This window comes from Bacteroides sp. PHL 2737, from assembly GCF_004115325.2.
In the GTDB taxonomy this organism is placed as follows: Bacteria; Bacteroidota; Bacteroidia; order Bacteroidales; family Bacteroidaceae; genus Bacteroides; species Bacteroides hominis.
This window is the reverse complement of the sequence record NZ_CP040630.1, coordinates 4,632,976-4,647,983: the sequence shown is the minus strand read 5'-3', so window position 1 is coordinate 4,647,983 and position 15,008 is coordinate 4,632,976. Positions and strand designations below refer to the sequence as shown.

General features: G+C 46.7%; 10 protein-coding genes. 8 read left to right on the top strand and 2 right to left on the bottom strand.

What is annotated here, in order from left to right:
• The first annotated feature begins 233 nt into the window (after positions 1 to 233).
• From DBK98_RS19305 to DBK98_RS19280, 6 genes are all read left to right on the top strand, one after another.
• Positions 234 to 1,820, top strand: coding sequence for a sulfatase (locus DBK98_RS19305; protein ID WP_080594296.1), 1,587 nt, complete (start codon positions 234 to 236; stop codon positions 1,818 to 1,820).
• A 17-nt stretch (positions 1,821 to 1,837) separates the two neighbouring features.
• The gene (locus DBK98_RS19300) at positions 1,838 to 4,156 is read left to right on the top strand and encodes a glycoside hydrolase family 20 protein (RefSeq protein WP_005807585.1); all 2,319 of its coding nucleotides are present in this window, start codon (positions 1,838 to 1,840) and stop codon (positions 4,154 to 4,156) included.
• A gap of 110 nt (positions 4,157 to 4,266) precedes the next feature.
• Positions 4,267 to 7,329 carry a glycoside hydrolase family 2 TIM barrel-domain containing protein gene (locus DBK98_RS19295; protein ID WP_005807583.1) on the top strand — a complete coding sequence of 1,021 codons (3,063 nt, stop codon included), beginning with the start codon at positions 4,267 to 4,269 and terminating at the stop codon, positions 7,327 to 7,329.
• Between the two features lie 155 nt (positions 7,330 to 7,484).
• The gene (locus DBK98_RS19290; RefSeq protein WP_005807581.1) at positions 7,485 to 9,302 is read left to right on the top strand and encodes an alpha-L-fucosidase; all 1,818 of its coding nucleotides are present in this window, start codon (positions 7,485 to 7,487) and stop codon (positions 9,300 to 9,302) included.
• Between the two features lie 65 nt (positions 9,303 to 9,367).
• On the top strand, positions 9,368 to 10,024 hold the full coding sequence (fsa, locus tag DBK98_RS19285; RefSeq protein ID WP_005780531.1) for a fructose-6-phosphate aldolase: 657 nt from the start codon (positions 9,368 to 9,370) through the stop codon (positions 10,022 to 10,024).
• Between the two features lie 137 nt (positions 10,025 to 10,161).
• Positions 10,162 to 11,331, top strand: a complete 1,170-nt coding sequence (locus DBK98_RS19280) for a mechanosensitive ion channel family protein (RefSeq protein ID WP_005780530.1) — start codon at positions 10,162 to 10,164, stop codon at positions 11,329 to 11,331.
• On the opposite strand, the gene DBK98_RS19275 is transcribed toward DBK98_RS19280, so the two are convergent.
• Together DBK98_RS19275 and DBK98_RS19270 are read right to left on the bottom strand one after the other, a co-directional pair.
• Positions 11,316 to 12,350, bottom strand: coding sequence for an endonuclease/exonuclease/phosphatase family protein (locus DBK98_RS19275; RefSeq protein WP_032531690.1), 1,035 nt, complete (start codon positions 12,348 to 12,350; stop codon positions 11,316 to 11,318). The genes DBK98_RS19280 and DBK98_RS19275 overlap by 16 nt on opposite strands.
• A gap of 100 nt (positions 12,351 to 12,450) precedes the next feature.
• Complete coding sequence (locus DBK98_RS19270; RefSeq protein WP_005780526.1) at positions 12,451 to 13,917, bottom strand: aminoacyl-histidine dipeptidase; 1,467 nt, start codon at positions 13,915 to 13,917, stop codon at positions 12,451 to 12,453.
• A gap of 161 nt (positions 13,918 to 14,078) precedes the next feature.
• Between DBK98_RS19270 and DBK98_RS19265 the strand changes: the two genes are divergently transcribed.
• Positions 14,079 to 14,312: a hypothetical protein gene (locus DBK98_RS19265; RefSeq protein WP_005807575.1), complete on the top strand. Its 234-nt coding sequence runs from the start codon at positions 14,079 to 14,081 to the stop codon at positions 14,310 to 14,312.
• Positions 14,313 to 14,339: 27 nt separating this feature from the next.
• Positions 14,340 to 14,945: an OmpH family outer membrane protein gene (locus DBK98_RS19260; RefSeq protein ID WP_005780522.1), complete on the top strand. Its 606-nt coding sequence runs from the start codon at positions 14,340 to 14,342 to the stop codon at positions 14,943 to 14,945.
• Positions 14,946 to 15,008: the final 63 nt, after the last annotated feature.

The following is a 15,008-nucleotide window of genomic DNA, read 5'->3' as shown; positions in this document are numbered from 1 at the left end:
TTCTAAACAGTTTTGTCAGGCTTCTATGTCTGCAAATATACAAATTTCAGTTAAGACTCGTTCACGACAGGCTTCCGATTTTGTCTATCCGATGTTCAAAAACGTCTATAAATGCCCTTTTTATTCCATTATTAGACGTTTTCAGAAGAATCATAGTTGTTTTTGAACTCTATGGGGTGTTAAAACTCTTTATATTTGTACCACTAATTAATCCCTAATAGAAAAACTACTTTATGATGAACAACCTATCTTCCGGAATTCTCTGCTCGCTGACAGGTGCGGCGGCAGTAGCTTCTTTGGCTTCATGTGCCACAGGCAAACAGAAAGAAGAGCAAAAGCCCCTGAACATTGTTTATATTATGACGGACGACCATACGGCACAAATGATGAGCTGCTACGATACCCGTTATATGGAAACTCCGAACCTCGACCGTATTGCCCGTGACGGCGTGCGTTTTACAAATTCCTTCGTTGCAAACTCTCTGAGCGGTCCCAGCCGTGCTTGTATGATCACAGGCAAGCATAGTTGTGCCAACAAGTTTTATGACAATACTACCTGCGTGTTCGACAGTTCCCAGCAAACTTTCCCGAAACTGCTTCAGAAGGCCGGCTATCAAACTGCACTCGTAGGCAAGTGGCACCTTGAGAGTCTGCCCTCAGGATTCAATTATTGGGAGATCGTGCCCGGACAAGGTGACTATTATAACCCCGACTTTATCACTCAGGACAACGACACCGTTCACAGACATGGGTACATTACCAACTTGATTACTGATGACGCTATCGATTGGATGGAGAACAAACGTGACGAGAGCAAACCGTTCTGTCTGCTGATTCACCATAAGGCTATCCATCGCAACTGGATGGCGGATACCTGTAACCTGGCTTTGTACGAAGACAAAACCTTCCCGCTGCCCGACAATTTCTTTGACGATTACGAAGGCCGTCCGGCTGCCGCAGCGCAAGAGATGAGTATTGTGAAGGATATGGATATGATTTATGACCTGAAGATGCTTCGCCCCGATAAAGATTCACGTTTAAAATCGCTCTACCAGAGATTTCTGGGACGTATGGACGAAGGACAACGTGCGGCATGGGATAAATTCTACGGTCCGTTGATCGATGACTTCTACAAGCTGAATCTAAGTGGGAAGGAACTTGCCAACTGGAAGTTCCAGCGTTACATGCGTGACTATATGAAGACAGTGAAGTCGCTGGACGACAATGTGGGACGTGTGCTCGACTATCTTGAAAAGAAAGGATTACTGGATAACACCCTGGTAGTCTACACTTCTGACCAAGGCTTCTATATGGGCGAACACGGCTGGTTCGACAAACGCTTCATGTACGAAGAATCGATGCGCACACCGCTGATCATGCGTATGCCGAAGGGGTTTGACCGTCGTGGCGACATTACCGAAATGGTTCAGAACATCGACTATGCACCTACGTTCCTCGAATTGGCCGGTGCTCCCGTTCCTGCCGATATTCAGGGTGTATCTCTGTTACCGTTGCTGAAGGGTGAACAACCCAAAGACTGGCGGAAGGCACTGTACTATCATTTCTATGAGTATCCTGCCGAACATATGGTGAAACGCCACTACGGGGTACGTACCGAACGCTATAAACTGATTCATTTCTACAATGACATCAACTGGTGGGAACTTTATGATATGCAGGCTGATCCGACGGAGATGCATAATCTGTACGGGCAGAAAGAATACGAACCTGTAGTGAAAGAACTCAAAGAGCAGATGTTGCAACTTCAGGAACAGTATAATGATCCGGTACGTTTCTCGCCGGAGAGAGATAAAGAATAAGTGGAAATCCCGGATATATGAAACACATTATAATATGCATACTCCTGCTGACGCTCTGCCCCCTTGCGGCGTTGCAGGCCGATGACTTAACACAAACAGTTTCTATAGTCCCCTGCCCGGTACAAATGGTATCGGGCACCGGGCATTTCCGTTTTTCCGGAGGTACTACGCTGGCTGTGGAAAATGCCGAGCAGGCGAAAGTGGTACGGAATTTTATAAACCTCTTCACCAAAGCTGCCGGGTTTACTCCCGTACTGAAAACGGGAAAGATGAAAGGCGATGTACGTTTCGTCACCGACAAGTCATTGAAAAGCGAAGCCTATCGGTTGGATATCATTCCGGAACAGATTACGGTCAGAGCATCGGATGTGAAAGGGTTTTTCTATGCCTTGCAGACCATCCGCCAGTTGCTTCCTCCCGATATTGAAAATCATCATACAGTCAATGCACTGTGGACGGTTCCTTGTTTGAGCATTCAGGACGAGCCCCGTTTCGGTTACCGGGGGCTAATGCTTGATGTTTCCCGCTTTTTTCTTCCCAAAGAATATGTGTTGAGAATCATCGATTGCATGGCTATGCTGAAGGTGAATAAACTCCATTTCCATCTGGTGGACGATAATGGCTGGCGGCTTGAAATTAAGAAATATCCCCGGCTGACCGAGGTCGGTGCCTGGCGGGTGGATCATACCGATGTGCCATTCCATTCGCGCCGGAATCCGTTGCCCGGAGAACCGACTCCCATCGGTGGCTTTTATACCCAGGAGGATATGAGGGAGATGATAGCTTATGCTGCCGACCGTCAGGTAGAGATCATTCCCGAGATAGAGATGCCGGCACATACCAATTCGTCACTGGCTGCTTATCCGCATCTGGCTTGTCCCGTGGTAGACCGGTTTATCGGTGTATTGCCCGGTCTGGGTGGAGACCATGCAGGAATCATCTACTGTGCCGGAAACGATAGTGTATTCACTTTTCTGCAAGATGTCATTGATGAAGTGGCTGCGCTTTTTCCTTCACATTACATCCATCTGGGTGGCGACGAAGCGCAGAAGACTTATTGGAAAAAGTGTCCTCTTTGCCAGGATCGTATGAAGAAAGAACACATTGCCCATGAAGAGGACCTTCAAGGCTATTTCATGAAGCGGATAGGCGACTATGTGCGCAGTAAAGGTAAAGAGGTGATGGGATGGGACGAGTTGACAAACAGCTTCATCCCCGAGGGAGCCGTTGTCTTCGGTTGGCAAGGGATGGGCAACGCTGCCCTGAAAGCTGCTGCGCAGGGACATCGTTTTGTGATGACTCCGGCCCGTGTGATGTACCTGATCCGTTATCAAGGACCGCAATGGTTTGAACCACTCACTTATTTTGGTAACAATACGCTGAAAGACGTTTATCAATACGAACCTGTGCAGAAGAATTGGAAGCCCGAATATGCTTCGTTACTGATGGGCGTACAGGCATCGTTATGGACGGAGTTCTGTAACCGTCCCGAGGATGTGGACTATCTCGTCTTCCCCCGTCTGGCAGCACTTGCCGAAGTGGGATGGAGTCGCCCGGAGCAGAAAAACTGGGCTTCGTTTCTGAAAGCGCTGGATCGTTATAACGAACACCTTGCCGTCAAAGGGGTGGGATACGCCCGTTCTATGTACAACATACAACATACGTCTACTCCGGTTGATGGTACATTGCAAGTGAAACTGGAGTGCATGCGTCCCGATGTGGAAATCCGTTATACAACTGATGGCACTGAGCCGGGAGCAGCTTCTGCTCTCTATACTCAGTCGCTCACGTTCCGTACCGCACAGACCTTGAAGTGTGCCACTTTTGCCGATGGGCAGCAGATGGGAAAGACCCTCGTGTTGCCTTTGTCATACAATAAGGCTACTGCGAAACCGGTATTCACCCGGGGGGCTTCCGGTGTTCCGGTTTTAACCAACGGAGTGCGTGGCAGCTTGAAACAAACCGATTCCGAATGGTGCTCGTGGACAGACAATGATAGTATTTCTTTTACGATAGATTTGCAAAAAGAAGAAAATATCCATACTTTTACGCTGGGTTCTATTACAGTGTACGGAATGGCTGTGCACAAACCGGAGTCCGTTAGTGTTGCGTTGTCTTCGGATAACATTAATTTTACGGCAGTGGGAGAGAAGCGATTTACTCCCGAAGATATTTTCCGTGAAGGAACTTATGTGGATGATTTGAAATTCGATCTGGGAACGGTAAAGGCCAGATATGTGCGCGTTACAGTTCGTGGAGCCGGAAAATGTCCTCCTGATCATGTGCGTCCCGGACAGGAAGCGCGCGTCTTTTTTGACGAAGTTATGATCGAATAGGATCCGTATTTACCTTTAAAAATCAAAGGGAGATGTGTCAAAAGTCTTCTGTCGCGAGTTTTGACACATCCCCCGAGAAAGATAATTGAATATTAAATACCTGATAAACAATGAACAAACCTATCAAACTAACCTTTCTACTGCTACTGGCCTGTCTGGTTATGGTGCCCGCAAAGGCGCAGAAGACTCCCGAATGGCAGAGCCAATATGCGGTAGGCCTGAACAAGTTGGCCCCTCACACCTATGTGTGGCCTTACGCAGATGCTGCCGATGTGAAAAAAGGGGACTATGAACAGTCTCCCTATTATTTGAGCCTGAACGGCAAATGGAAGTTCCATTGGGTGAAGAATCCCGACCTCCGTCCGAAAGACTTTTATAAACCTTCGTTCTATACCGGAGGGTGGGCAGACATTAACGTACCCGGAAACTGGGAGCGTCAGGGATATGGAACTGCTATTTATGTGAACGAGACTTATGAATTCGATGATAAGATGTTCAACTTCAAGAAGAATCCTCCTCTCGTACCGTCTGAAGAAAACGAAGTTGGCTCTTACCGACGAACTTTCACTGTGCCTTCCGGATGGAAAGACCGTCGGGTGGTTCTCTGTTGTGAAGGTGTCACCTCTTTCTATTATGTATGGGTGAACGGCCATTTCCTCGGTTACAACCAAGGCTCAAAGACGGCAGCCGAGTGGGACATTACTGACAAGCTGGAAGAAGGCGAGAATACCGTCGCACTTGAAGTCTACCGCTGGAGTTCGGGCTCTTACCTGGAATGTCAGGATATGTGGCGTTTGAGTGGCATTGAACGTGATGTATATTTGTACAGTACTCCGAAGCAGTACATTGCCGACTATAAAGTAAATGCCACCCTCGAGAAGGAGCGTTACAAAGATGGTATCTTCGGACTCGATGTTACCGTTGAGGGACCTGCCAATGGAGCGGTATCTATAACTTATACCCTGAATGATGCAGCCGGACGTCCCGTACTTTCGGGCGAAATGCCTGTCAAATCACGTGGGTTGAGTAACTTCATCACTTTCGGTGAACAGCGCCTGAAAGACGTGAAGCCTTGGAGTGCCGAGCACCCCAATCTCTATACGCTCGTGTTGGAACTGAAAAATGCGGGAGGACGGGTGACGGAAGTTACTGGTTGCGAAGTGGGTTTCCGTACTTCGGAGATCAAGGACGGACGTTTCTGCATCAATGGTGTACCTGTGCTGGTGAAGGGAACCAACCGGCATGAACATTCGCAATTGGGACGTACTGTCAGCAAAGAGCTGATGGAGCAGGATATCCGATTGATGAAGCTGCACAATATCAATACCGTGCGTAATTCACATTATCCCACTCATCCGTACTGGTATCAGCTTTGCGATCGCTACGGACTTTATATGATCGACGAGGCCAACATCGAGTCGCACGGTATGGGCTACGGTCCTGCTTCGCTTGCCAAGGACAGCACTTGGCTGACAGCACACATGGATCGTACACACCGTATGTACGAGCGTTCGAAGAACCATCCTGCCATCGTCATTTGGTCGTTGGGTAACGAAGCCGGAAACGGAATTAACTTCGAACGTACCTATGACTGGTTGAAATCGGTAGAAAAGAATCGTCCCGTTCAATACGAACGTGCCGAGCAGAATTATAACACCGATATTTATTGCCGGATGTACCGCAGTGTCGATGAAATCAAAACCTATCTGGCACAGAAAGATATTTACCGTCCGTTCATTCTTTGCGAATACGTGCACGCCATGGGCAACAGCGTAGGTGGCCTGAAGGAGTATTGGGATGTGTTCGAAAATAATCCGATGGCACAAGGCGGTTGCGTGTGGGACTGGGTAGACCAGTCGTTCCGTGAGATAGACGCGAATGGGCGTTGGTATTGGTCGTATGGTGGGGACTACGGTCCCAAAGGAGTTCCGAGTTTCGGTAATTTCTGCTGCAACGGGTTGGTAAGCGCTGACCGTGTCCCGCATCCGCACTTGCTTGAAGTGAAAAAGATTTATCAGAACATCAAGTGTACCTTGCTCTATAAGAGTAATCTGACCATAAGAGTGAAAAACTGGTTCGACTTCTCCAATCTGAACGAATATATCCTGCATTGGCAGGTGGTGGGCGATAACGGACAAACGGTCACAGAAGGAACAAAAGAAGTGAATTGTGCGCCACATGCTACAGTTGATGTGACATTAGGAAAAGTTGTCTTGCCTGCCAATGTGCGTGAAGGATATCTCAACCTGAGCTGGACTCGTAAAGAAGCTTCACTGATGGTGGGTACTGATTGGGAGGTGGCTTACGACCAGTTTGTATTGCCCGGAACAAAGAACAGTACGGCTCATCTGCCTGCCAAGGCCGGACAGACTGCTTTTACGTTGGATAAGGCGACTGGTGCTTTGAACTCTTTTACACTGGACGGGCAGGAATTGCTGGCAACTCCTGTTACACTGAGTCTTTTCCGTCCCGCTACGGACAATGATAACCGCGATCGCAACGGTGCATATCTTTGGCGTAAATCCGGACTCGATCAGCTGAGCCAGAAAGTGGTGTCACTGAAGGAGAGCAAGAGTACCGCTACTGCACGAGTAGAAGTCCTGAATGCGAAGGGAACTAAAGTGGGGGATGCCGATTTCATTTACTCACTGAATGCTGCCGGGGCTTTGAAGGTGAAAGTGACTTTCCGTCCCGATACGGCTGTGGTGAAATCAATGGCACGCCTGGGGCTGGCCTTCGAGATGAACGATACGTTTGGCAATGTGGCTTATCTGGGACGCGGTGATAACGAGACTTACGCTGACCGTATGCAGTCGGGCAAGATAGGGCTGTATCGGACTACTGCCGAAAGGATGTTCCACTATTACGTGACTCCGCAGTCTACCGGAAATCGTACGGATGTCCGCTGGATGAAATTGGAGGATGAAGCTGGACAAGGAATCTTTGTCGATTCGAACCGTCCGTTCCAGTTCAGTGTCGTTCCGTTTACTGACGATGTGCTGGAGAAAGCCCGCCACATTAACGATCTGGAACGTAACGGCCGTATCACTGTTCATCTGGATGCCGAACAGGCAGGTGTAGGGACAGCAACCTGTGGTCCCGGTGTACAACCGCAATACCGTGTGCCGCTGACGGAGCAGAGTTTTGAGTTCACGCTGAGAGGAGTGAAATAGACAGAATATTTAACGTGGAATAGAAAAGGATACGGTTTACCACAGAGTTTCAGAGAGTTTTTAAGTTCTTGTTAATAGGATATTGAAGAGAGGAAAATTCTTTGTGAGAGACTCTGTGTTACTCTGTGGTAAATCAAACTTAAAACAATACATTTATGAAGAAACTTATTTTATCGACGGTTCTGCTTGCAGCTATCTGTACAGCCGGACAGGCCCAAAAAAAAGACGACTACTATGTGAAGCACGTGGAATTTCCGCAAGATGCTACCCTTGAGCAGAAAGTCGATATGGCAGCACGTCTTGTACCTACTCCGCAACAGCTGGCGTGGCAACAGATGGAACTGACTGCTTTCCTCCATTTTGGTATCAATACTTTTACCGGGCGTGAGTGGGGAGACGGAAAAGAGGATCCCGCACTCTTCAATCCCTCCGAACTTGATGCGGAACAATGGGTGCGTTCACTCAAAGAGGCGGGTTTCAAGATGGCTATCCTGACCGCCAAGCATCATGATGGATTTTGCCTGTGGCCTACCAGGACTACTAACCACTCCGTGGCCTCTTCTCCTTGGAAAGGCGGAAAGGGTGATGTGGTGCGTGAACTCCGTGATGCCTGTGATAAATACGGTATCAAGTTCGGTGTTTACCTCTCTCCCTGGGATCGGAATGCATCTTGTTATGGGGATTCTCCGAAATACAACGAATTCTTTATCGAACAGCTGACTGAACTGCTTACCAATTATGGTGAAGTACACGAAGTCTGGTTCGACGGAGCCAATGGTGAAGGTCCCAACGGAAAGAAACAGGAATATGATTGGACCGCCATCCTCTCTACCATCCGTCGTCTTCAACCCCATGCAGTGACTGCCATTATGGGTGACGATGTACGATGGGTAGGCAACGAACGCGGACTGGGGCGTGAAACGGAGTGGAGTGCCACCGTATTGACTCCGGGCACTTATGCCCGTTGTGAAGAGCAGAACAAAGCGTTAGGTGTAAAAGCGACTTCCAAAGATTTGGGCGGACGCGACATGTTGGTTAATGCCAGAGAACTCTTCTGGTATCCTTCCGAGGTGGATGTATCGATCCGTCCGGGATGGTTTTATCATCAGCAGGAGGACGGTAAGGTGAAGAGCCTCAAGCATCTGACCGATATTTATTTCAAATCTGTGGGTTACAACTCAGTGTTGCTGCTCAATATCCCTCCCGATCGGCGCGGACGCATCAGCGATGCCGACGTTAACCGTCTGAAAGAGTTTGCCGACTATCGCAAAGAAATTTTTGCCGATAATCGTGTGAAAGGCGGATTGAAACCATGGGCTGCCAAACCGGGTGATACCCATACCTATCAGCTGAAACCGAAATCGGAAATCAACGTGGTGATGCTACGTGAGGATATCTCGAAAGGACAGCGTACAGAAGCTTTTACTGTCGAGGCACTGACTGCCGGAGGATGGAAGGAGATAGCCAAAGGTACTACCGTGGGTTATAAACGTCTGATACGTATTCCGGCTATCGAGGCCACTCAACTGAGAGTGAAGATTGATGCTTGCCGTCTGACGGCTAATATCAGCGAAGTGGCTGCCTACTATGCCCGTCCGTTGGAAGAGGCGTCTGCGAAAGAAAATTGGAACGATCTGCCTCGTGCTGCATGGAAACAAGTGACTGCCTCTCCGTTGGTGATTGATCTTGGAAAAGCCGTAGAGATGGCAGGTTTCGTATATGCTCCTGCCAATGCGGAAGCGAAGCCGACAATGGCTTTCCGTTATAAATTCTATGTAAGTACCAATGGTGAAGACTGGAAAGAAGTGCCGACTACCGGGGAGTTCAGCAACATTATGCACAACCCTGTTCCGCAGACCGTTTCGTTCGGCAACAAGGTCAGTGCCCGCTACATCAAACTCGATGCCACTACACCGGACGCTACTCCGGCAAAGGTCGCTTTGAACGAAATCGGTATCCGTTTGCAGAAGTAAGTCGTTCCATTGAACAACTGCTCCGGGTTATCTGTTTGAATATAAGATATTAAACACTATTAGGTATGAAATTCTTTATTGATACGGCTAACCTGGAGCAAATCCGGGAAGCACACGATTTGGGAGTCTTGGACGGAGTAACGACTAATCCTTCTCTGATGGCTAAAGAGGGGATAAAAGGAGTCGGGAACCAACGGAAGCATTACGTGGAGATATGTAACATCGTGCAAGGTGATGTCAGTGCCGAAGTGATCGCTACTGATTACGAAGGAATGATTCGGGAAGGAAAAGAGTTGGCAGCCCTCAATCCCCACATTGTGGTGAAGGTGCCCTGCATTGCCGACGGCATCAAAGCCATCAAGCACTTTTCCGAACAGGGCATTCGCACCAACTGTACGTTGGTCTTTTCTGCCGGTCAGGCTTTGCTGGCTGCCAAAGCGGGAGCTACGTATGTTTCTCCTTTCGTAGGACGCCTGGATGACATTTGTGAAGATGGTGTCGGACTGGTTGCCGATATTGTGCGGATGTACCGTTTCTACAATTATCCTACTCAGGTGTTGGCGGCCTCCATCCGTAGCACCAAGCATATAATGGAATGTGTGGAAGCCGGTGCCGATGTGGCGACTTGCCCGTTGAGTGCCATTAAGGGGCTGCTGAATCATCCGCTGACAGATGCCGGGCTGAAGAAATTTCTGGAAGATTATAAAAAGGTAAATGGATAAGGATTTCTGGTAACAGATGAAGCTGGCTGTATTGAAAATACCGTTTTTCAATACAGCCTTTTTTATTTGGGCTAAACCTAAAGCCCATTCAGGTGTTATTTTGATAAAATGAACATGTTAAAATAAAGACGATAGTTATGATAGATTTAGGAAGTTGGATGAATAAAATCCTTATAGGTTGGGGAGTGGACCCGAAAATAGCGAATACCTTTGATGAAACGATTATTGCCATCCTGATGATTTTTATTGCGGTCGGACTGGATTATCTTTGCCAGGCCATTTTTGTGGGTGGAATAAAGCGTCTGGCACGGCGGACTCCTTATAAATGGGATACATTGATGGTCAAACATAAAGTGATTCACCACCTGATCCATATTCTACCAGGTATTCTGATGTATATGCTTTTGCCTATGGCATTTGTACACGGAAAGACTTTGTTGCTGGTTTCGCAGAAAATTTGTGTTATCTATATGATCTTTGCCTTGTTACTGGCTCTCAACAGCAGTCTGTTGATGTTGCTGGATATACTCAATGGAAAAGAAAAGTTGAAGAATCGTCCGATGAAAGGCTTTATTCAGGTTTTACAGGTTCTTGTCTTCTTTATTGGCGGCATTGTGATTGTCTCCATAATTGTCGATAAATCTCCTGCTACGCTGTTCGCCGGGTTGGGGGCTTCTGCCGCTATTCTGATGTTGGTCTTTAAAGATAGCATTCTGGGGTTTGTGGCAGGCATTCAGTTGTCTGCCAACGATATGATACGTCCCGGTGACTGGGTGACCATCCCTTCAACCAATGCAAACGGCATTGTGGAAGAGATTACATTGAATACCGTTAAGATTCAGAATTTCGATAATACTATTTCTACCGTTCCTCCCTATTCTTTGGTGAACGGCTCGTTCCAGAACTGGCGGGGAATGACGGAATCCGGAGGACGGCGGGTGATGAAGAGCATTTTTCTTGATCTGACAACTTTGAAGTTCTGCACCCCCGAAATGCTTGATACCTTTCGCAAAGAGATACCTCTGTTGGCAGATTATCAGCCGGAGGAAGGAGTGGTGCCTACAAATTCGCAAGTATTCAGGGTATACGTAGAACGTTATCTTTGCAGTTTGCCTGTGGTAAATCAGGATCTCGACCTGATTATCAGCCAGAAGGAAGCTACTGAATACGGGGTACCTATTCAGATTTATTTCTTTTCCCGTAACAAGGTTTGGAAAGAATATGAACGTATCCAATCCGATATTTTCGATCATTTTTTTGCTATGGTACCCAAGTTTGAACTGAAGGTATATCAATATTCGGATTGATTGGTTTCGAAATCGGTATATACAGGTAAGTGATCACTGTATCCTCCCTGGTATTTCATTCCGATGTAGGTGCGGAAAGGCTGCATGCCTCCGTATTTTTCATCTTTTATCAGAAGGAAAGGCAAGCGCAGTACGCTTGCCTTTTTTTCCTCGGTAAAAAGCGTACCGGAAGTATCAAGCAGTGTACCGGATACAATCAGGTGATCCAGCAATCCCCATTCACCCTGATATTTATAGGAACCGAAGTTACGGTTCTTGGCTTTTCGCGCCAGTAAGTGGTACAGTTGTTTATGGTCAGGATTCTCTTCGGGAGAAAGGGCTTTCAGGACTTGTTTTACAGATTTGTCAGTGGGATAATCATTAAAATCTCCCATAATAATCAATTTGGCAGAACGGCGGACACACATTAGGCTGTCTGCCGCATTTTTCAGTTTTTGTGCTGCAAAAAGGCGATAAGGTTCTGATTGACGTGCTCCGCCCGAGCGGGAGGGTAGATGTGCCACCAATACATCCAGTGTATCACCTGTCAGCAATAATCCGCTGACGTGCAGGATATCCCTTGTCGGACGATGATTCTCAAAATTGCCGACAGGGATGGAAGAACAGGTAAGGAGTTTGAATCGGTCGCGTTGGTAAAGCAGTGCTACGTCGATACCGCGCTGGTCAGGAGAGTGTGTCATCACATAACGATAATCTGCCTCCTTAAGCGGAGAATAAAGCGTGAGATCGCGCATAACCGTATCATTTTCCACTTCACACAATCCTATCAATACCGGAAAGTTCCATTCTCCGACTGCTGCAAGAGTGCGGGCCACATTATCTATCTTCTTTTTATATCGGCTATAGCCCCAATGCCGGAGTGAATGGGGCAGAAACTCCCTGTCATTTTTGAGTGAATCGTGCCGGGTATCGAAGAAGTTTTCGGTATTCCAAAAGACGACACGAAAAGGAGGCTGATTTTGTGCAGAAAGAAAAAGTGAAGTGGAGGAAATCAGCAATAAAAAGAAAAGACGGAGCATAGATTTTAGTTCTCGTTTTGATTCACCACAGAGCACACAGATTTTTAATTTTAGAATTATCAAGTGAATTCTTCTTTGTGTCCTCTGTGGTGAAATTGATTTAGTTCTTTGCCGGAATATGTGCCAATACATCCAACAGATGCTTCCAGAATTTATCTACTGAAGGAATATGCATCCGTTCGTCCGGAGAGTGGACTCCTGTCAATGTAGGACCGAAGGAAATCATGTCCAATGCAGGATATTTATCAAGGAATAAACCACATTCCAGTCCGGCGTGAATTGCTTTCACTTTGGCATCTACACCGAACAGACGTTTATATGACTCTTCAGCTACTTTCAGGATTTCCGAGTCCGGATTGGGTTTCCATCCGGGATATCCGTCACCCCAAGTCACTTGCGCGCCTGCCAAAGTAAATACTGCACGTACAGTGTTGGCTACATCGTCGCGTGAAGAAAGAATGGAACTGCGCTGGCTGGTTTCGATACGGATAGTATTTTCCGGTTTCATCTTGACAGATGCCAGATTGGTCGATGTTTCCACCAGACCCGGGATGTCATGGCTCATGGCATAAACTCCGTGCGGGCAGGCATACAACGAAGTGATCAGGCGATAGGCTGTACTTGGGTCGATAGCCCAGTCACGACGAGGTTCCGTTTCAAGAAGAATACTCAGATCCGGTTCTATCTTATGAAGTTCGTCTTCTATTTCTGCAATAAAGACATTCAAGGCTGTGCGCACATCGTGCTTATAATGTTCCGGTACGGAGAATACAGCTGAAGCTTCACGCGGAATGGCATTTCGCAGGTTACCTCCATTGAATTCGAAGAGGAAGAAGTCTTCCTGATAAGTATTCTGCATCAGGTACAGGAAGCGATTCAGAATCTTGTTGGCATTGCCACGTCCCAGATGGATATCTCCACCGGAATGCCCGCCTTTCAGACCTTTCACGGTGATATGGAAGCAAAGGTGGCTGATGGGTGTCATCACCGTTTCGTATTTGAATTGGGCAACCGAGTCGATACCACCTGCACAACCGATGAAAAGTTCACCTTCATCTTCCGAGTCGAGGTTTAATAGGATTTCCCCGTTCATGAACCCCTCTTTCAGGGCAAAAGCACCGGTCAGACCTGTCTCTTCATCTACAGTGAACAGACATTCGAGAGGACCGTGCTCAATGCTGTCGTCGGCCAGAATGGCCAACTCAGTAGCTACACCGATACCGTTGTCAGCCCCCAGAGTTGTTCCTTTTGCCTTCATCCATTCCCCGTCAATCTCCGTTTCGATAGGGTCGGTCAGGAAGTCATGCTCCGTATCGTTATTCTTTTCGCACACCATGTCTACGTGTGATTGCAAGATCACTGTCTTCAGGTTTTCTTTACCCGGAGTAGCCGGCTTCTTGATAAGTACATTACCGGCTTCGTCCACTTTTGTCTCTAAATTATATTTTTCTCCGAACGCTTTTAAATAAGCGATTATCTTTTCTTCCTTCTTTGAAGGACGGGGCACCTGGCAGATTTCGTTGAAGAAGTGAAATACGCCGGCCGGTTTCAGTTCTGATTTTTCCATTCTCTTTTCTTTTTATGGAATTAAAAATTCAATTTTAACCCCTTATTGCTAAATATGGTTAATTTGCTTGCGAATTTTGAACCCGTTTCTCTTTTTTTATGGTAAAAAAGGAGGCTTAGTCAGTACAAAAGTCTATATTTGCACCCACAAAATTAATAGAAATGCTCTATACAATACTGATAACTCTGTTAATAGTTGCTATTTGCCTTGGTTTATTAGGCATAAAAGTCTTCTTTACAAAAGGCGGAAAATTTCCCAACGGGCACGTCAGCGGCAATAAAGCGTTAAGGGAGAGAGGCATAAGTTGTGCACAGTCTCAAGATCGGGAAGCACAAAAGAAACGGCGCTTTTCTATTGATGAAATTGAGAAAACCTTAAACGATAGTATGAACTAATTAATTAAAAAACTATATTTTACAAGTATGAAGAGAATGAATTACCTCATTAACGGATTTGCTGCTCTTGCATTCCTCTTTCTTTTTTCACAATGCGCTGGTAAAGCCGACAATGCTGCTGCTCCTGCTGCTTCCGGAAATGCAAATGCCACTTCTGGTCTGAAAATCGCTTATGTAGAAGTAGATACATTGTTGTCTCAATATAATTTCTGCAAAGATCTGAATGCTGATATGATCAGTAAGGAAGAGAACAGCCGTATGGTATTAAATCAAAAAGCTAACGAACTGCGTAAATCACAGCAGGAATTCCAGAAGAAATATGAAAGCAATGCTTTTATTTCTCCGGAAAGAGCACAACAGGAATATGCACGCTTAGGTAAATTGGAGCAGGATTTGCAGGCATTGCAAAACAAACTGGCTACCGAAATGGCATCTGAAAATGCTAAAAACAGCCAGATTCTGCGTGACTCTATCAATGCTTTCCTGAAAGAATACAATAAGACTAAAGGTTATAACCTGATTATCAGCAATACCAGTTTTGATAATCTGTTGTATGCCGACAGCACACTGAACATCACAAAAGAAATTGTAGACGGACTTAACGCAAGATATGCTCCTGTGGGTAAGAAGTAAAATCCGGTTTATCATATTATGAAATAGGAGAGGCAATTCTGAAGAGGATTGCCTCTTTTTGTC

What these genes read in the sequence shown, in the direction of transcription:
- fsa (WP_005780531.1), top strand. Translation starts at nt 9,368, where the DNA reads ATGAAATTCTTTATTGATACGGCTAACCTGGAGCAAATCCGGGAAGCA.
- DBK98_RS19270 (WP_005780526.1), bottom strand. Translation starts at nt 13,917, where the DNA reads ATGGAAAAATCAGAACTGAAACCGGCCGGCGTATTTCACTTCTTCAAC.
- DBK98_RS19295 (WP_005807583.1), top strand. Translation starts at nt 4,267, where the DNA reads ATGAACAAACCTATCAAACTAACCTTTCTACTGCTACTGGCCTGTCTG.
- DBK98_RS19305 (WP_080594296.1), top strand. Translation starts at nt 234, where the DNA reads ATGATGAACAACCTATCTTCCGGAATTCTCTGCTCGCTGACAGGTGCG.
- DBK98_RS19265 (WP_005807575.1), top strand. Translation starts at nt 14,079, where the DNA reads ATGCTCTATACAATACTGATAACTCTGTTAATAGTTGCTATTTGCCTT.
- DBK98_RS19290 (WP_005807581.1), top strand. Translation starts at nt 7,485, where the DNA reads ATGAAGAAACTTATTTTATCGACGGTTCTGCTTGCAGCTATCTGTACA.
- DBK98_RS19275 (WP_032531690.1), bottom strand. Translation starts at nt 12,350, where the DNA reads ATGCTCCGTCTTTTCTTTTTATTGCTGATTTCCTCCACTTCACTTTTT.
- DBK98_RS19300 (WP_005807585.1), top strand. Translation starts at nt 1,838, where the DNA reads ATGAAACACATTATAATATGCATACTCCTGCTGACGCTCTGCCCCCTT.
- DBK98_RS19280 (WP_005780530.1), top strand. Translation starts at nt 10,162, where the DNA reads ATGATAGATTTAGGAAGTTGGATGAATAAAATCCTTATAGGTTGGGGA.
- DBK98_RS19260 (WP_005780522.1), top strand. Translation starts at nt 14,340, where the DNA reads ATGAAGAGAATGAATTACCTCATTAACGGATTTGCTGCTCTTGCATTC.